Below are 17,281 nucleotides of genomic sequence, written 5' to 3' on the forward strand. Positions count from 1 at the left end.
AGCCTATCCGGCGTCGCGGGGTGGGAACCGACCAAGGGGGCCCGGGCGTTCCCAGAGGGGACGAAGTCGGGCGGGGGTTGCCATGCCGGGTACATCGGGTTCATGGGACACGGGGCGCGAGTGGTCGCGCGGTGAGCGGGCGCTGACGGCGGCCAAGCTGATGCTGGGCTGGGTGGCGCTGCTGTGGCTGCTCGAAGTGGCGGACGCGCTCAGCGGGCATGCGCTGGACCGGTTCGGGATCATGCCGCGCGAGCCGTCCGAGCTGGTGGACGTCGTCCCGGCCTCGTTCACCCACTTCGGCTTCGCCCATGTCGCGGCGAACAGCGTGCCGCTGCTGGTCCTGGGGTTCCTGGCCGCGCTCGGAGGCATACGGCGGTTCCTGGCCGTCTGCGCCCTGGTCATCGTCGCCGACGGTATCGGCGTGTGGCTCATATCCCCGTCCGGCACCAACACCGCGGGCGCCTCCGGCCTGATCTTCGGCCTCTTCGGCTTCCTCCTGGTCACCGGCTTCGTGGAGCGTCGCCCGCTGGGCGTCCTGGTCGGCCTGCTGGTCGGCGCCATCTGGGGCAGCGCGATCCTGGCGGGCCTCGCCCCGACCCAGTCCGGCGTGAGCTGGCAGGGGCATCTGGTGGGGCTGGTGGCGGGGGTGGCGGCGGCATTCGTCTTCCGCCGCCGGGCCGCGCTCAGGGCCGGGGGCGCGCTTTAGGGTCGACGGGGAAGGCGCCCGTGGGGACCGTCAGCTTGCCGAGCGGGGAGTCGAGGGTGAGGTCAGGGCCGTAGGGGATGGTGTCGCGGCCTCGGTAGCCGTCGGGGCCGGGGTTCCACATGGTGACGCAGTGGCCCTTGAGGGGGTCGAGGATCAGGTAGTTGGCGATGCCCCGAGAGGCATACCAGCGGGGTTTGACCTCGTAATCGCGGCGGATACTGCCCTGAGACACTACCTCGACGACCAGTTCGATGAGGTCGGGCGGGTACGCGCCCTCGTTCTTCGCCACCTCCGAGGCCGGGATGACAGCCAGGTCGGGGCAGAACTCATTGTCCTCGTCGAACGGGAAGGCAACGTCACTGGCGAAGCCCCACTCCGCACCGACCTGGGCCTCAAGCGTGTTCCAGACCAAACGGATGGTCTGCGCGTGGTGAGGCTTGACCGGACTCATCATGATGTTGCCCTCGACAATCTCCATCCGATAGCCGGGGAACATGTCCTCGAACCGGCTGAGCTGCGAGTGCAGGCGGTCGATGTCCGAGACGGTCATGGCGGCCTCCCTTGGTCCTGCACCCGATGGTAGGCCGCACCGTAGTCACACGGTCAGACCCCGAACCAAGAGATCAAGCAACGCACACACGAACAGGGCAATCCCAATGAACCCGTTGACGCTGAAGAACGCCCTGTTCAGGCGGGACAGGTCATGCGGGCGGACGATCGAGTGCTCGTACCCGAACGCGCCGGCCACGATCAGCAGGCCCAGCCAGAAGAACGTGCCCGCGTCCGTGACGACGGCGTACCAGGCGAACAGGGCCGTGGTGATCGCGTGGCAGGCCCGCGCGCCCCAGATCGCCGCCGGGATGCCGAAGCGGGCCGGCACCGACATGACGCCGATCTCGCGGTCGCTCTCGACGTCCTGGCAGGCGTAGATCAGGTCGAAGCCGCCGATCCAGATGCCGACGGCAAGGCCGAGGATCACCGCGTCCCAGGACCAGGACCCGGTGATCGCCAGCCAGCCGCCGACCGGGCCCATGGCCTGGGCCAGGCCCAGGATGGCCTGGGGGAAGTTCGTGAACCGTTTGCCGTAGGGGTAGACCACCATCGGGATCACCGCGATGGGGGCGAGGGCCAGGCACAGCGGGTTCAGCAGGGCCGCCGAGCCCAGGAAGATCACCAGGGCGATCAGGGCGCCGGTCCAGGCGTGGCGGACCGACATCGCGCCCGTCACCAGCTCGCGCTGGGCCGTCCGCGGGTTCCGCGCGTCGATCTCGCGGTCGATGATCCGGTTGACGGCCATGGCGAAGGTCCTGAGGCCCACCATGCAGATCGTCACCAGCAGCAGCCGACCCCAGTGGATGTTCCTGTCCCACTGGAACATCGCCGTCAGCGAGGCGATGTACGCGAAGGGCAGTGCGAACACCGAGTGCTCGATCATGACCAGGCGCAGAAACGCCTTCGTGCGTCCTGGCTGCGGAATCGCGGCGGAGGCGCTGCTCACAGGCCGTACTCCTTCCACCGGCGGTCGACCTTCGCCGCCGTCTCGGGGTCGGACTCCACCATGTCGGGCCAGCCGCCGTCGCGCGTGTAGCCCTCCTCGGGCCACTTCTTCGTCGCGTCGATGCCCGCCTTGCCGCCCCAGAACTGCTGGTAGGAGGCGTGGTCGAGGTGGTCCACCGGGCCCTCGACCAGCGACAGGTCGCGGGCGTAGTCCGTGTTGCCGAGCGCCCGCCAGGCGACCTCGTGCAGATCGTGCACATCGCAGTCGGAGTCGACGACCACGATCAGCTTGGTCAGGGACATCATGTGGGCGCCCCAGATCGCGTGCATCACCTTCTGGGCGTGCTTGGGGTACTTCTTGTCGATCGAGACGATCGCGCAGTTGTGGAAGCCGCCCGCCTCCGGCAGGTGGTAGTCCACGATGTCCGGGACGATGATCTTCAGCAGGGGGAGGAAGAAGCGTTCCGTCGCACGGCCCAGCGGTCCGTCCTCCGTCGGGGGCCGGCCTACGACGATCGACTGGAGCAGGGGCCGGCGGCGCATCGTCACGCAGTCGATCGTCAGGGCCGGGAACGGCTCCTGCGGGGTGTAGAAGCCGGTGTGGTCGCCGAAGGGCCCCTCCGGCAGCATCTCCCCGGGCTCCAGCCACCCCTCCAGCACGACCTCGGCCTGCGCCGGGACCTGGAGCGGAACGGTCTTGCAGTCGACCATCTCGATCCGCTTGCCCGCGAGGAAGCCCGCGAACAGGTACTCGTCGATGTCGCCGGGCAGCGGGGCGGTCGAGGCGTACGTCACGGCGGGCGGACACCCGAAGGCGATGGCCACCGGCAGCCGCTCACCCCTTCTGGCCGCCACCTGGTAGTGGTTGCGGCTGTCCTTGTGGATCTGCCAGTGCATGCCGATGGTGCGCTTGTCGTGGCGCTGGAGGCGGTACAGGCCCAGATTGCGTACGCCGGACTCCGGGTCCTTGGTGTGCGTGAGCCCCAGGTTGAAGAAGGAGCCGCCGTCCTTGGGCCAGGTGAACAGGGCGGGCAACTGGTCGAGGTCGACGTCGTCGCCGGTGAGCACGACCTCCTGGACCGGCCCGTCCTTGACCTTCTTCGGCGGTACGTGCGTCATCGCGCCGAGCTTCCCGAACGCCTCGCGCACCCCGACGAAACCGTGCGGCAGTTCGGGCTTGAGCAGTCCGCCGATCCTGTCGGAGATGTCGCCGTACGACTTCAGCCCCAGGGCCTTGAGCAGCCGCCGGTCGGTCCCGAAGACGTTCATCGCGAGGGGCATCGACGACCCCTTCACGTTCTCGAACAGCAGCGCGGGACCGCCGGACTTCTGCACCCGGTCGACGATCTCCCCGACCTCCAGATACGGATCGACCTCGGCCTTGACGCGCTTGAGGTCGCCTTCGCGTTCCAGTGCCCTGAGCAGGGAACGAAGATCGTCGTAAGCCATGGGGTCAAGTATCCCCGAGCGGCTACCCTGGGCCTGAACCCGGGGGGCGTGCCCCGGACCGACGACCGTTTCGCTGGAGAAGGCCCATGCTCCGGGTGCTGATGTTCCTCGTGCCACTGGCACTGAGCGTGTATGCGTTCATCGACTGCATCAGCACGAAGGAGGAGGACATCCGCCACATGCCCAAGCCGCTGTGGGCGATCCTCGTGCTGGTGTTTCCCCTGGTCGGCTCGATCTCCTGGCTGATCGCGGGCAAGCGGCGCAGCCCTGCCGCCGACGGCTGGTCCGGCGTACGGGACCGTCGGCGTCAGCAGTGGGTGGCGCCGGACGACAACCCCGATTTCCTGAAGTCCCTGGGCGACGACGACAACTCCCGGGACGAGGACGACGACAAGAAGAGGCGCGACGAGCCCTGACCGGGCGTCGTCCGAGGGGTCCAGCCGGTCGGTCATCGCCGCACCCCTGGACGTGGGGCGTCTGGACGTGGGGCGTCTGGACGCGGGCGTCTAGACGTGGGCGTCCCTCAGTTCCCGCAGCCGCTCCACCTCACGCTGCGCGGCCGCGCGGTGGCCGAGGTCGAGCGCCATGGTGCCGCGGCCGTAGGCGTAGTAGGCGTCCTCGCGGATCCGCGGGTCCAGGCCCCGCGCCCGGCGCAGGGCGTGGAAGCTGACGTCGAGGGAGAGCCGGGTGCCCGACATCCAGTTGCGGGCGGGGGGCGTCAGGTGCGCACGCAGCACGTCCTTGAGGTGGTCGCGTGTCAGCCGGTCGGCCTCGTCGGGGCGGGGTACGCCGGGGTGGTGCGGATGGCCCGCCAGGTCGTCCGCCCACTCCTCCAGCGTCAGGACGATGCCCTCGGCCTCGTCGACATCGCCGGTGACGTACACGAGCGCGGCCAGCCGCCGTGCCTCCAGGGCCCGCGCCTCGTCCTCACCGCACGCGGCCACGAACGCCGCCAGCCCGACACCTCGCTGCCGCAGCTCGGCGATCCGCCAAGCCCACTCCCGCAACGCCACCGCCCCTCCCCACGCCCGGAGTTCCTGGTGATCACCGTGCCTGGCCACACAACACCCGGGGACAACGGCGCCGCCACCCAATTACGGGGCCGGGACGCCCGCACGCAGAGCGCGCGAACCGCCTCTGGACAATTCGCCGCGAATTTTGACACGGTGAACCGCACCGGCCCGTAATCGAACACGCGGTCGATGCTGTTTGGGAGTACCGCCATGCCCGCCACCCCTGCCCCCGCCCTCTCGCCGGACGCCGCCACCTTCTATGCCACCCAGAGCCCGTTCTCCGACCCCGGCGCCCTGGCGTCCCGGTACGCGGATCTGCCCGCCGACCCCGCCGAACTCGCCCGTGTCGTACGCGACTTGCTGATCCATCGCGGAGAGGGCGCGCTGTTCCGGCACACGCATCCGGCGGACCGGCTGCACAACGACGCCGAGACCCGCTATGTCGACGACATCCTGCGGATCATCGTCGAGCGCGACGACGCCCCGCTCGGCCGGCGGCGCGAGGTCGGGGACCGGTTCGTCGGCGTGTGCCGGGACTTCTCGTTACTGCACTGCTCTCTGCTGCGTCACATGGGCGTGCCGGCCCGTGTCCGGTCCGGCTTCGCCGACTGCTTCCGGAAGAACGGCACGGACGACTTCCATGTCGACCACGTCGTCACCGAGTACTGGGACGAGACGAAGGGCGCCTGGGCCCTGGCCGACGCCCAGCTCGCCGACCCGGCCATCACCAGCGACTGGGACGTCGACTTCGACCCGATGGACGTACCGCGCGACCGTTTCCTGGTCGCGGGCGAGGCCTGGCGGGCCATCCGCCAGGACGGCGCGGACCACAGGGCGTTCGGGCTGCATCCGCCCGCGGAGGGGCCGTTCTGGGGGGAGCGGTTCGTCGCGGGCAACGTCCGGCTCGATCTCGCGGCGCTCAACAAGGTGGAGACGCTGTTGTGGGACGTGTGGGGAGAGGAGGACGGCGAGCCGGGGCAGCCGCTGTCGGACGCGGCCCGTGAGCTGTACGACCGCGCCTCCCCCGTCGTCAGCGGCGAGGTGTCCTACGAGGAGGCACGGCGGCTGTTCGCCGAGGACGACACCCTGCGCACCCCGGACAGGGTGACCTGCTTCGCCCCCTTCAACGGGGAGAGCCGGGTCACGCTCCGCCGCTGAACCCGCTCGCCCTCGTCCCCCATTGCCCCCACCCGCCTCGCACCGGAGAGTTGAGGGCATGGATCAGACAGAGGCACGCGGCTGGCTCGGCACGGCCCTCGCGGAGGCCCGTGCCGGGCTGGGCGAGGGCGGGATTCCGATCGGTGCCGCGCTCTACGGGGCCGACGGATCGCTGCTGGGGCGTGGCCACAACCGGCGGGTGCAGGACGGCGACCCCTCGATGCACGCGGAGACGGCCGCGTTCCGGGCGGCGGGGCGGCAGCGGTCGTATCGCGGCACGACCATGGTGACCACCCTCTCGCCGTGCTGGTACTGCTCCGGCCTGGTCCGGCAGTTCGGCATCTCCCGGGTGGTGATCGGCGAGGCGGTCACGTTCCACGGCGGGCACGACTGGCTGGCCGAGCACGGCGTGGAGATCGTGCTGCTCGACGATCCCGAGTGCGTCGACCTGATGCGCACCTTCATCAAGCACCACCCCGACCTGTGGAACGAGGACATCGGTGAGTGACCGGCCCCGCATCCCCACGATCGACCTCAGGCCGTGGCTGCACGGCGACGCCGAGACCCGTGGCGCCATCGCCCGCACGGTCGACGAGGCCCTGCAGAGCGCCGGCTTCCTCCTCGTGACCGGGCACGGCGTGGACCCGTCCCTGCGCGCCCGCATCCGCGCCGCCGCCCGCGCCTTCTTCACGCTCCCCGCCGAGGCGAAGCAGGCGTACGCCGTGAAGGTCGGCGGACGCGGCTGGCTGGGGCCGGGCGCGGAGGCCAACGGGTACGCGGAGGGCACCGAGACCCCGCCGGACCTGAAGGAGTCGCTGAGCTTCGCGACCCACGAGCCCTTCGAGGACCCGGTGGTCAACGCCGAGTGGTACGCGCCGAACGTCTGGCCGAGCGAGGTGCCCGAACTGAGGGCGCTGTGCGAGGAGTACCTCGCACGGATGGGCGAGCTGGAGAACCGGCTGCTGTCCCTGCTCGGCGAGGCCCTCGGGCTCGAACCCGACTTCTTCACCCGGCACATGGACCACCCGACGTACGGCTTCAACATCAACTGGTATCCGGGGCGGGAGACGATCGGCGAGCCGGAGCCGGGCCAGTTCCGCATCGGGCCGCACACCGACTTCGGCACGGTGACGATCCTCGACCGGCAGGCGGGCAAGGGCGGGCTGCAGGTCTTCACGGACGCCGGCGGCTGGGAGGACGCGCCCTACGACCCGGCGGCGTTCACCGTCAACATCGGGGATCTGATGGCCCGTTGGACCGGCGACCGGTGGCGGTCGGGGCGGCACCGGGTGCTACCGCCGCCCGCAGACGCGCCCGCCGAGGAACTGATGTCCCTCGTGTACTTCGGGGAGTGCACCCCCGGCACGGTCGTGGCATCGGTGCCCGCTCCGGTGGGACGGGTGGCGTACGAACCGGTCGACTCGCATGTTTATCTGCGCCGACAGCTGGACTCGATCACCGTCGACTGAGCGCGGCGAACCGTTTCCAGGAAAGGGTTGCCTCGTTGGGCCGGATACCACCCTTTCGGGTGTGTCCCCCGCCGCGAATGGAGCCGCCCGTGCGAATGACTGACATCCAGCGCTGCGAGGTCCGGCCCGGACGACTCGTCGAGTGGACGTTCAGCCCGGCGACCATCGCGACGGCGACCGGCCTGCCGGAGGACTCACGGCCGCCGGCGTACATCCAGGAGTCGCACATCAGGACCGCGAGGTCCGTGCGCGAGGACGGCCTGTTCGTGCCGACCTGGCTCGGTACCGCCTTCGACCTGCCGGGCCGGGCCGACCTCGACGCGCTTCAGGAGGCGCTGCGCGGCTGGACGCTCCGGCACGAGACGCTGCGCAGCGGCTTCCGCTGGTCCGGCGAGGGCGGCGACGAGATGCGCCGGTTCACGCTCGACGCCGACGCCGTGTCCCTGGAGCGCACCGAGGTCGGTGACTTCACCGACCCGGCGGAGCTGGTCCGCCACCTCCAGGAGCGCTTCGACCTCACGGCGGACGCGCTGCGCTGGCCCAACCTCATCTACACGGCCGTCGTCCGGGACGACTCCACCAGCGTGTACATGGCCTTCGACCACAGCAACGTCGACGCCCACTCCATCCACCGCATCCCCGCCGAGATCCACGAGCTGTACGCGGCGCACGTCGCGGGCGGGGCCCTGGAGCCGGCGCCGGCCAGCAGCTACGTCGACTTCTGCGAGATCGAGCGCACGGACGCCGACCGGATCGACGACAGCCACGAGATCGTGGCCCGCTGGCGGGAGTTCATCCGCCGCTGCGACGGCAGGCTGCCGAACTTCCCCGTCGACCTCGGCCTCGACCCGGGGGCCGGCCTGCCCACCCAGAAACTCCTGCGCGAGGAGCTCACCGGACCGGACACCGCCGCCGCCTTCGAGGCGTACTGCCGCCCCTACGGGGGCAGCTCGGTCGGTGTGCTGGCCGCCACCGCGCTGATCGTCCACGAGATCGGCGGCCAGCCCGTCTACCGCACCGTCGTGCCGTTCCACACCCGCGTGAAGTCCCGCTGGTCCGACTCGGTGGGCTGGTACGTCGGCGGCGCCCCCATCGAGATCCCCGTGGAGGAGGCGTACGACCTCCCCAGCGCCCTGCGCACGGTACGCGCCGCGCTGCACGCCGGCCGGCATCTGGCCCGCATGCCGCTCGCCCGCGTCCTCCACCTGCTCGGCGCGGACTTCCGCCCCACCTCCCCCGACCTGTACTCGATCGTCTCCTACGTCGACACCCGGGGCATCGCCGGATCCGGACGCTGGGCCGCGCAGAAGGCGTACGGACTGATCCGGGTGTCGTACGGCGACCAGGTGTGCGCCTGGGTCACCCGGCTGCACGAGGGCCTGTGGTTCGCCAGCCGCTACCCGGACACCGATGTCGCGCAGAAGAACATGCGGCTGTACGTGGAGCGGCTGCGGGACGTCATCGCCTCGACCGTCCCGTAAGGCCCCGGGCGCGCTCAGGCGCCGCCCTCCAGCACCTCGAGCAGCCTCTCGAAGCGGGCCCGCCAGCGCCGCTCGGTCTCCGCCTCGCCCTGGAACTCGTGGGTGAAGCGGAGCGCTGCGCCGTCGTCGCCGTCCCGTTCCAGATGGAACCGGATCCGGCCGCCCTCCACCGTGTACTCGGCGACCCGGTCCACGTCCCAGGCGGTGATCCGCCCGCTGCCGAGATCGCGCAGGGCGACCGCGCCGCCGAGATGCGGTTCGAGGGTGTCGACCGGGGTGCACCAGGACGTGAGGCGCTCCGGGGTGGAGAGCCAGGGCCAGACCGCCTCCATGGGGCGGGGAAGCCGCACCAGGAAGTGCAGGATGTGCGTGTGCCCGTGGGTCTGGCTGATGCCCTGTTCTATGGAACCGGTCATGACACCAGCCTGACTCCGCGAGCGGCGAATTGCACCCCTTACGGCCGCTGACCTGTGTATTCGGTCTTACACGCCGGCGTACGAGTGCTTGCCGGAGACGAAGATGTTCACGCCGTAGTAGTTGAACAGCCAGCAGCCGAAGGCGATGAGGGCCAGGTAGGCGGCCTTGCGGCCCTTCCAGCCGGCCGTGGCGCGGGCGTGCAGGTAGCAGGCGTAGGCGACCCAGGTGATGAAGGACCAGGTCTCCTTGGGGTCCCAGCCCCAGTAGCGGCCCCAGGCGTCGCCCGCCCAGATGGCGCCCGCGATGATCGTGAACGTCCACAGCGGGAAGACGGCGGCGTTGACGCGGTAGGAGAACTTGTCGAGGGACGCGGCGGCGGGCAGCCGGTCCAGCACGGAGTTCGCGAAGCGGCCCGGGGTGCCGCCGCTCGCCAGCTTGCTCTCGTAGCTGTCCTTGAACAGGTACAGCAGCGTGGAGACGGCGCCGACGTAGAACACCGCGCCGCAGAAGATCGCCGTGGAGACGTGGATGTACAGCCAGTACGAGTGAAGGGCGGGAACCAACTGGTCGCTGGCGGTGTACAAGACAGTGACGGCGAGGCCGAGATCGAGGAGGACCGTGGTGATCAGGAACAGCCCCAGCCAGCGCACGTTCTTCTTCAGCGCCAGCAGCGCCAGGTACACCCCGACGGCGACCGTGGAGAAGGTGATGTTGAACTCGTACATGTTGCCCCACGGCGCCCGCTCCACCGACAGGGCCCGGGTGAGCACACCACCGAACTCGATGAGGAAGGCGAGGACGGTGAGGGAGATGGCGATACGCCCGTAGAGGTCGCCCTGCTCGTCGCCACCGTGCGCACCGGGCCCGTCGGGCACGTCACGCTGCCCGGCCGCGGCCCGCACGACGACCTTCGGCCGCTCCAGTACGGCGGTGGAGCCGCCCCTCTTCACGGTGACGGCGGGCGCGGCGGCCTTGGTGGCCTTGGCCGGGGTGAGCGCGGCGGCCGTGCGGCCGACCTTGCTGCGGCTGCCGAGGAGCCATTCGGCGATGTACGCGAAGAAGGCCAGGGTGTAGACGGCCATCGACGAGTAGATCAGCGTGTTGCTGATGTTGGCGAGGTTTTCGTTGGTGGCGGCGGCCAGCTCGGTCGCGGCGGCGAGAGTCACTTCGTCTCAGCCCCTTCGGCGGGTGCGACTTGGGGGTCGGGGGTGGGGGTGTCGTCGGTGGAGTCGTCGTCCGTGGAGTCCGGGTCGGGCGCGCCCGGTGCCTGCTCGTACAGGATCCCGGCGAGGTCGCCGAGTTCCTCGGGCACCTTCGCGGACTCGCTGCGGCCGAGGCCGGCCATCTCGACGACCGTGACGCCGTCGGCTCCGGTGGTGGCCCGCACCCACACGCGGCGGCGCTGGATGAACAGGGAGGCGGCGAGGCCGAAGATCGCGGCGAGGGCGCCGGCGAGCGCCCAGCCGCTGCCGGGCTGGCGGGCGACCTGGAAGCCGGCCCACTCCTTGATCTCCTTCTCGAAGGTGACCGTGCCCGCGCCGTTCGGGAGCTTCATGGTCTCGCCGGGTTTCAGGTTCTCCCTGACCTGGGCGCCCTTGGCGTTCTTGAACCCCTCCAGGTTCTTCTTGTCCAGCTGGTACACGCTCTGCGGGATGCCCGCGTCCACGCCGAGGTCGCCGTGGTAGGCCTCCAGGTTCAGCACCGGGTTCAGCAGCGCGGGGAACTGCGAGGCCAGCTCGTTGCCCTTGACGTAGGAGGGCAGGAAGAAGGCCTGGAAGCCGAGCTGCTCCCGCTCGCCCTTGGCGTTGCGGTAGCCGTCCATGACCTTGATCGCACCGGTGGAGGTGACATTGCCGTCGAGCGGAAGGAGGGGCACGGCGTCGTGGAAGACCTCGTTGCCCTTGCCGTCGCGGACCGTGATGACGGGGGCGTAGCCGTGGCTGACGAGGTAGACCTTGGAGCCGCCGATCTCCAGCGGCTCGTTGACCTTGACGGTGGTCGTCCTGTCCTTGCCGTCCGCGCCCACGCTGTAGGTGAGGTCGGCCTCATAGGTGCGGGGGGTGCCGCGGTTGGGGCCGGACGGCTCGTACGTTCCCTTGAAGTTGTTCAGGGTGAAGCTGAACGGGTCCAGGTCGTCCTGGGTGAAGAGGCTGCCGGACTTGAAGTCGTCGTACTGGGTGAGGGTGTTGGAGAAGCCGTCGCCCTCGACGATCAGCTTGTTGCCCTCGGACTTGAACAGCTGGCCCCAGGCGAAGGCGATCAGCATCACGATCAGCGCGATGTGGAAGGCGAGGTTGCCGACCTCGCGCAGATAGCCCTTCTCGGCGGCGACGGCGTCACCGGAGGGGTGGGCTCGGAAGCGGCGCTTCTTCAGCAGGGCGAGGGCGGCCGTGCGGACCTGCTCGGGCGCGGCCTCGGTGCGCCACGTGGTGTAGGCGGGCAGCCGGGTCAGGCGCTTGGGGGCGGCCGGCGGGCGGCCGCGCAGCTGGCCGACGAACTGCCAGCTGCGCGGGACGATGCAGCCGATGAGGGAGACGAACAGCAGGATGTAGATCGCGGAGAACCACACCGAGCTGTAGACGTTGAAGAGGCCGAGCTTGTCGTAGATCGGCGCGAGGGTCTCGTGCGCCTTGCGGAACTCGGCGACCTTGGTCTCGTCGATGCCGGTCTGCGGGATGAGCGAGCCGGGGATGGCGCCGAGCGACAGCAGCAGGAGCAGCAGCAGTGCGACCCGCATCGAGGTGAGCTGCCGCCAGAACCAGCGGGCCCAGCCGATGACGCCGAGGGAGGGCAGGTTGGGCGCGTCCTCGGCGGGGGCGGTGGAGAGCTGGGAGCCGGCGGCGCTCAGCTCCTGGTCCTGGTCCTGGCCCTCGGGGGCGGCCGGGGCGGCCTTGTCGGTCGTGTTGCTCATCGATCAGATCCCCACAGTGAAGCCGTTGGACCAGACCTGCATCTCCTGCACGATGCGGTCCCAGGCGCCGGTCAGCAGCAGCACACCGGTCACGATCATCATGGTGCCGCCGATGCGCATCACCCAGACGTAGTGCCGCTTGACCCAGGCGAAGGCGCCGAGCGCCTTGCGGAAGGCTACGGCAGCGAGCACGAAGGGCAGGCCGAGGCCGAGGCAGTAGGCGACGGTGAGTATGGCGCCGCGGCCGGCGCTGGCCTCGTTGATGGCGAGTGTCTGCACCGAGGACAGGGTCGGTCCGATGCACGGCGTCCAGCCGATGCCGAAGAGGGCACCGAGGAGGGGAGCACCGGCGAGTCCGGTGGCCGGCTTGGTGTGGAAGCGGAACTCCCGCTGGCTGAGCCAGGGCATCAGGCCCATGAAGAAGACCCCCATGAGGACCATGAGCACACCGAGGATCTTCGTCAGGACGTCCTTGTTCTCCTGGAGGGTCGATCCCCAGTACCCGAACAGCGCCCCGCCGGAGACGAACACCACGGTGAAGCCGAGCACGAAGAGGGAGGAACCGGCGACCATCCGCCAGCGCCGGGCCTCGGCCAGGTCGGTGCCGCTGACTCCGGTGACGTAGGACAGATAACCGGGGACGAGCGGCAGGACGCACGGGGAGAAGAAGGAGACCAGACCGCCGAGCACGGCGATGGGCAGCGCGAGCAGCAGGGCGCCGTTCATGACGGTGCCGTTGTAGCTCGCGCCCTCGGCGAGCGTGGACAGCGCGCTCACGTCACTTCTCCGCGAGAACGGGCTTGATCATGCTGCGCAGCGTCTCCTCGCTGAGCGGCTGCAGCGCCCGCGCGGCGATCTTGCCGTCCCGGTCGATGACGAGTGTGGAGGGGATCGCCTGCGGGTTGAGCGTGCCCTTGCCGAAGCGGAGCATCTGCTTGCCCGTGGGGTCGTACAGGCTCGGGTAGGTGACCCCGAACTCCTTCTCGAAGGCCTTCGCGGGGGTGGTGCTGGTGTCGCGGGTGTTGATGCCGAGGAACTCGACGCCCTGGCCCTTGACGTCCTCGTAGACGGTCTGGAAGTTCTTCGCCTCGGCCCGGCACGGCGGGCACCACGAGCCCCATACGTTGATGACGACGATCTTGCCCTTGTAGGCGGTGGTGCTGAGCTGCTTGCCGTCGATGGTCTTGCCGGAGAGCTCCGGGGCCGCGGCGCGCTTGCCCTGGGCGACGGTGTCGATGCCGTTGGAGCCGGTGACGAAGTTGGTGTCGCCGCCGCCACCGGACGTACCGCCCGAAGTGCACGCGGACAGGGCCAGCGCGGCGGCTGCGGCGCTGGCGGCGGCGAGCAGGGCGGTACGGCTACGGGCGCGACGGGCGGCACTCATGTGAAAAGTTTCGCATGTCCGTTCCGGGGATCTTGCGCACCCCCCTGCCGGACGTAAACCCGCATTTCAGGCGGCGTTTTGAGTACCCGTGGAGGAGCTGCCGGACGAGCTCGCGGAGCCGCCCTTCAGGAAGGTCTTCCAGCCGCCGACGGGCTGCTGCCCCACGCCCAGAGTGCGCAACTTGTCCAGAACATCCGGCTTCTGTACGTCCATCCAGTCCACGAACTGCCGGAAGGAGACGAGCCGGATGTCGGCACCCTTCTCCTTCTGCCGCGCGATGTGCTTGAGGGCCTCCTCGACGGCGTCCATGTAGATGCCGCCGTTCCACTGCTCGAAGTGGTTGCCTATGAAGAAGGGTGCACGGTTTGTCTCATATGCCCGCTTGAAGCCCTGGATGTACGCCTGTGCCGACTGCTCGCGCCAGCCCGGGTAGTTGTGGCTGGGCGCGTTCGTCGAGTTGACCGACTGGTTGGCGAGCATGTTGTAGTCCATGGAGAGGACCTCGAACGAACGCCCGGGGAAAGGTATCTGCTGCAACGGCAGATCCCACAGCCCCTGCTTCTTCGTCGGCCACACCTGACGCCCGCCCGGCGAGGAGGCGTCGTAGCGCCAGCCCAGCTCGCGGGCGGTGGGCAGCAGGTTGTCCTGGCCGAGGAGACAGGGGGTGCGGCCGCCGACGAGTTCCTTGTCGTAGTCGAAGGGCAGGGAGGGCAGTTCGGTCCACCCGGAGTTGGTCCGCCACTCCTTGACGAAGGACTTGGCCTGATCGATCTCACTGCGCCACTGCTGCGGGGTCCAGTTGCCGACGGTGCCGGTGCCGGCGCAGAAGTGGCCGTTGAAGTGGGTGCCTATCTCGTGGCCGTCGAGCCAGGCCTGGCGGACGTTCTTCAGCGTCGCCTTGATGTGCTCGTCGGTGAGGTAGCCGATGTCGGAGGCGCCGCGCGGGTTGTTCGGCGGTTCGTAGAGCCGCTTCTTGCTCTCGGGCAGCAGATACAGCCCCGAGAGGAAGAAGGTCATGTGCGCCTCGTGCTCCTTGGCGAGTTCGAGGAAGCGCGGGAAGAGGCCGTTGCCGACCTCGCCGGCGCCGTCCCAGGAGAAGATGACGAACTGCGGCGGCTCCTGGCCGGGCTCCAGCGGCTGGGGCCTGCCCGGCTGGTTCGGCTGCTTGCCGGTGTACGAGGTGGAGCCGTCGCCTATGGGGCGGGCGCGGTCGGCCTGGGCGCCGGGCTTGTTGTCCGCGCCGTCGTTGGAACCTCCGGCGCGGTTCGACCCGTCTGACGACGTGAGCGTGGAGCACCCCGCGAGTCCGAGCGCGGCAGCCGCTCCGGCGCCGAGTCCGATGGCTCCCCTTCGGCTGAAGTTGCGCATTACTGCCCCGTCCGTCGCGTTTCTCTGGTGGTCACCCAGTCAGAGGGCACGACGAACGGGGAGGTTCCTCCTGATCACGGAGGATTCGCAACAAATGTCACAAACGTGTCTGAGTGCCCCGACATCACGGCGCTCCCAGCGGAGCGCCTACGCGCCGAAGGCCTTGTCCTTCCCCTGCACCGGCTTGGCACCGGCACGGAGATGGGCGGGCACGAGATCGATGGCGGGCTCGGTGTAGCCGACGGACACGATCTTGTCGCCCTGGTACGTGAAGGTCGTCAGGGACGCCAGCGTGCACTGCCGCTTGCGCGGGTCGTGCCACAGCCGACGCTTCTCGACGTAGGAGCGCACGATCCAGATCGGCAGCTGATGGCTGACCAGCACGGCCTCGTGCCCACGCGCCGCGTCCTTGGCCGCGCCCAGCGCGCCCATCATGCGGATGACCTGGTCGACGTACGGCTCGCCCCAGGACGGCTTGAACGGGTTGACGAGGTGCTTCCAGTTCTCCGGCCTCTTCAACGCCCCGTCCCCCACCCCGAAGGTCTTGCCCTGGAAGACGTTGTCGGCCTCGATGAGCCGCTCGTCGGTGGCGAGGTCCAGCCCGTGCGCCTTGGCGATCGGCGTCGCGGTCTCCTGCGCCCGCTCCAGCGGGGAGGCGCAGACGTGGGTGACATCACGGGAGGCGAGATGCTCGGCGACCCGGTCGGCCATCTGCCGGCCCAGCTCGGAGAGGTGGTAGCCGGCGAGACGGCCGTAGAGGATCCCGTCCGGGTTGGCGACCTCGCCGTGCCGCATGAGGTGGACGACGGTGATGTCGCTGTTGCTGGTCATGGGGTTGTCGGTGATGGGGTTGTCGCTCATGCCGCCGTGGCCTCCGCCGCCGCTCGGGCCGCCGCCGGGAGGGCGTCGGCGATGCGCTGGACCGCCTGCTCGTCGTGGGCCGTGGAGACGAACCAGGACTCGAAGGACGAGGGCGGCAGATAGACGCCCTGCTCCAGCATCGCGTGGAAGAAGGCGGTGAAGCGGAAGGACTCCTGCCGCTTGGCGTCCTCGTAGTTGCGCACCTCACGGTCCGTGAAGAACACGGAGAACATGTTGGAGGCGCTCTGCAGCCGGTGCGCGACGCCCTCCTTGGTGAGGACCTCGGCGACGAGGGACTGGATGGTGTCGGACACGGCGTTGACCTTGGCGTAGGCGGCCTCGTCGAGGAGCCGCAGCTGGGCGAGGCCGGCGGCGGTGGCGACGGGGTTCCCGGAGAGGGTGCCGGCCTGGTAGACGGGCCCGGCGGGAGCGAGGTACGCCATCACGTCCGCACGGCCACCGAAGGCGGCGGCGGGGAAGCCGCCCCCCATCACCTTGCCGAAGGTCATCAGGTCGGGCTTCACCCCGTCGATGCCGTACCACCCGGCGCGGCTGGTCCGGAACCCGGTCATGACCTCGTCGGAGATGTAGAGGGCGCCGTTCTTCCGGCAGGCGTCCTTGAGCCCCTCGTTGAAACCGGGCCGCGGCGGGACGACGCCCATGTTGCCGGGCGAGGCCTCGGTGATCACGCAGGCGATCTCGCCGGGGTAGCGGTGGAAGGCCTCGTGCACGGACTCCAGGTCGTTGTAGGCCAGCACGATGGTGTCGCCGGCCTGGGCGCCGGTGACGCCGGGGGTGTCGGGCAGGGCGAAGGTCGCCACTCCGGAGCCGGCGGCGGCGAGGAGGGCGTCGACGTGCCCGTGGTAGCAGCCGGCGAACTTGATCACCTTGGTGCGCCCGGTGAACCCGCGGGCGAGCCGGATGGCGGACATCGTGGCCTCGGTGCCGCTGGAGACGAGCCGCACTTGGTCGATGGGCTCGACCCGGCCAACGATCTCCTCGGCGAGCGCGACCTCGCCCTCCCCCGGCGTGCCGAAGGAGGTGCCGCGAGAGACGGCGTCCTGGACGGCGGCAATGACCTCCGGGTGGGAGTGCCCGAGGATCATGGGACCCCAGGAGCAGACGAGGTCGACGTACTCACGCCCGTCGGCGTCGGTCAGGTACGGACCGGTGCCGGACACCATGAACCGGGGCGTGCCGCCGACGGCGCGGAAGGCGCGCACCGGGGAGTTCACGCCGCCGGGCGTGACGGCGGCCGCACGGTCGAACAGAGCCTGCGAGGCAGGCGCATCGTATGGATAGGGCGTTCCTGAAGAGGGCGCTTCGCTCATGACCTGCGACTACTCCGACCTTCTCTGACCTACTCCGATGATCTCGGACTCCGGTTGCCAGTGACCTCCTCAGGGTAGGCCAGGGGGAGGCGACGACAGCGGGCCGCTGCCGATCGCCCGGCCGGCCGGGCCGGTTCCCTCCCTCACCCCCCATCCCCTCTCCAGGAATCTGCGAGACTGGGCGTGAACACACAGCTCATGCGGGGCGTGGTGGTCGGGGACTGAAAAGATCCTGC

Annotated in this window: 18 protein-coding genes; 6 read left to right on the forward strand and 12 right to left on the reverse strand. The window is 69.6% G+C overall.

What is annotated here, in order from left to right; genetic code table 11:
- Positions 1 to 82 precede the first annotated feature (82 nt).
- The gene (locus IM697_RS41435) at positions 83 to 706 is read left to right on the forward strand and encodes a rhomboid family intramembrane serine protease (RefSeq protein ID WP_194042236.1); all 624 of its coding nucleotides are present in this window, start codon (positions 83 to 85) and stop codon (positions 704 to 706) included.
- Here the strand turns inward: IM697_RS41435 and IM697_RS41440 are convergent.
- Genes IM697_RS41440 through IM697_RS41450 form a run of 3 tightly spaced genes read right to left on the reverse strand, consistent with a single transcriptional unit; the run spans position 684 to position 3,652 of the window.
- Entirely contained in the window at positions 684 to 1,256 is a 573-nt protein-coding gene (locus tag IM697_RS41440) for a Uma2 family endonuclease (protein WP_194042238.1), read from the reverse strand. The genes IM697_RS41435 and IM697_RS41440 overlap by 23 nt on opposite strands.
- Before the next feature lie 45 nt (positions 1,257 to 1,301).
- Positions 1,302 to 2,204 (reverse strand): menaquinone biosynthesis prenyltransferase MqnP, encoded by a 903-nt coding sequence (mqnP, locus tag IM697_RS41445; protein ID WP_194042240.1) that lies wholly within the window; start codon positions 2,202 to 2,204, stop codon positions 1,302 to 1,304.
- Positions 2,201 to 3,652 (reverse strand): menaquinone biosynthesis decarboxylase, encoded by a 1,452-nt coding sequence (locus tag IM697_RS41450; RefSeq protein WP_194042242.1) that lies wholly within the window; start codon positions 3,650 to 3,652, stop codon positions 2,201 to 2,203. The genes mqnP and IM697_RS41450 overlap by 4 nt, the downstream gene beginning before the upstream one ends.
- Positions 3,653 to 3,738: 86 nt before the next feature.
- Here IM697_RS41450 and IM697_RS41455 point away from each other — a divergent pair, with 86 nt between their 5' ends.
- Positions 3,739 to 4,068 carry a PLD nuclease N-terminal domain-containing protein gene (locus IM697_RS41455; RefSeq protein ID WP_194042244.1) on the forward strand — a complete coding sequence of 110 codons (330 nt, stop codon included), beginning with the start codon at positions 3,739 to 3,741 and terminating at the stop codon, positions 4,066 to 4,068.
- 90 nt (positions 4,069 to 4,158) lie between these two features.
- On the opposite strand, the gene IM697_RS41460 is transcribed toward IM697_RS41455, so the two are convergent.
- Positions 4,159 to 4,665, reverse strand: coding sequence for a hypothetical protein (locus IM697_RS41460; protein WP_194042246.1), 507 nt, complete (start codon positions 4,663 to 4,665; stop codon positions 4,159 to 4,161).
- A gap of 210 nt (positions 4,666 to 4,875) precedes the next feature.
- Here IM697_RS41460 and IM697_RS41465 point away from each other — a divergent pair, with 210 nt between their 5' ends.
- The 4 genes from IM697_RS41465 (at position 4,876) to IM697_RS41480 (ending at position 8,773) form a co-directional block, all read left to right on the forward strand.
- On the forward strand, positions 4,876 to 5,823 hold the full coding sequence (locus IM697_RS41465; RefSeq protein WP_194042248.1) for a transglutaminase-like domain-containing protein: 948 nt from the start codon (positions 4,876 to 4,878) through the stop codon (positions 5,821 to 5,823).
- A gap of 58 nt (positions 5,824 to 5,881) precedes the next feature.
- A complete protein-coding gene (locus IM697_RS41470; protein ID WP_194042250.1) occupies positions 5,882 to 6,331 on the forward strand; it encodes a nucleoside deaminase in 450 nt (149 codons plus the stop codon).
- Complete coding sequence (locus tag IM697_RS41475) at positions 6,324 to 7,292, forward strand: isopenicillin N synthase family dioxygenase (protein WP_194042252.1); 969 nt, start codon at positions 6,324 to 6,326, stop codon at positions 7,290 to 7,292. The genes IM697_RS41470 and IM697_RS41475 overlap by 8 nt, the downstream gene beginning before the upstream one ends.
- Positions 7,293 to 7,381: 89 nt before the next feature.
- Positions 7,382 to 8,773, forward strand: coding sequence for a condensation domain-containing protein (locus tag IM697_RS41480; RefSeq protein WP_194042254.1), 1,392 nt, complete (start codon positions 7,382 to 7,384; stop codon positions 8,771 to 8,773).
- A gap of 14 nt (positions 8,774 to 8,787) precedes the next feature.
- Here IM697_RS41480 and IM697_RS41485 read toward each other — a convergent pair whose 3' ends face one another.
- The 8 genes from IM697_RS41485 to hemL form a co-directional block, all read right to left on the reverse strand.
- Entirely contained in the window at positions 8,788 to 9,189 is a 402-nt protein-coding gene (locus IM697_RS41485) for an SRPBCC family protein (RefSeq protein ID WP_194042256.1), read from the reverse strand.
- Between the two features lie 66 nt (positions 9,190 to 9,255).
- Positions 9,256 to 10,356: a c-type cytochrome biogenesis protein CcsB gene (ccsB, locus tag IM697_RS41490; protein ID WP_194042258.1), complete on the reverse strand. Its 1,101-nt coding sequence runs from the start codon at positions 10,354 to 10,356 to the stop codon at positions 9,256 to 9,258.
- Positions 10,353 to 12,101, reverse strand: coding sequence for a cytochrome c biogenesis protein ResB (gene resB / locus IM697_RS41495; RefSeq protein ID WP_194042260.1), 1,749 nt, complete (start codon positions 12,099 to 12,101; stop codon positions 10,353 to 10,355). Before resB ends, ccsB begins: the two co-directional genes overlap by 4 nt.
- Positions 12,102 to 12,104: 3 nt before the next feature.
- The gene (locus IM697_RS41500; protein WP_194042262.1) at positions 12,105 to 12,878 is read right to left on the reverse strand and encodes a cytochrome c biogenesis CcdA family protein; all 774 of its coding nucleotides are present in this window, start codon (positions 12,876 to 12,878) and stop codon (positions 12,105 to 12,107) included.
- A gap of 1 nt (position 12,879) precedes the next feature.
- Positions 12,880 to 13,485 carry a TlpA family protein disulfide reductase gene (locus IM697_RS41505; protein ID WP_194042264.1) on the reverse strand — a complete coding sequence of 202 codons (606 nt, stop codon included), beginning with the start codon at positions 13,483 to 13,485 and terminating at the stop codon, positions 12,880 to 12,882.
- Between the two features lie 66 nt (positions 13,486 to 13,551).
- Entirely contained in the window at positions 13,552 to 14,853 is a 1,302-nt protein-coding gene (locus IM697_RS41510) for a polysaccharide deacetylase family protein (protein WP_194042266.1), read from the reverse strand.
- Between the two features lie 147 nt (positions 14,854 to 15,000).
- Complete coding sequence (locus IM697_RS41515; protein WP_228044374.1) at positions 15,001 to 15,714, reverse strand: histidine phosphatase family protein; 714 nt, start codon at positions 15,712 to 15,714, stop codon at positions 15,001 to 15,003.
- Complete coding sequence (gene hemL / locus IM697_RS41520; protein WP_194042268.1) at positions 15,711 to 17,045, reverse strand: glutamate-1-semialdehyde 2,1-aminomutase; 1,335 nt, start codon at positions 17,043 to 17,045, stop codon at positions 15,711 to 15,713. Before hemL ends, IM697_RS41515 begins: the two co-directional genes overlap by 4 nt.
- Positions 17,046 to 17,281 lie beyond the last annotated feature (236 nt).

Source organism: Streptomyces ferrugineus, from assembly GCF_015160855.1.
In the GTDB taxonomy this organism is placed as follows: domain Bacteria; phylum Actinomycetota; class Actinomycetes; order Streptomycetales; family Streptomycetaceae; genus Streptomyces; species Streptomyces ferrugineus.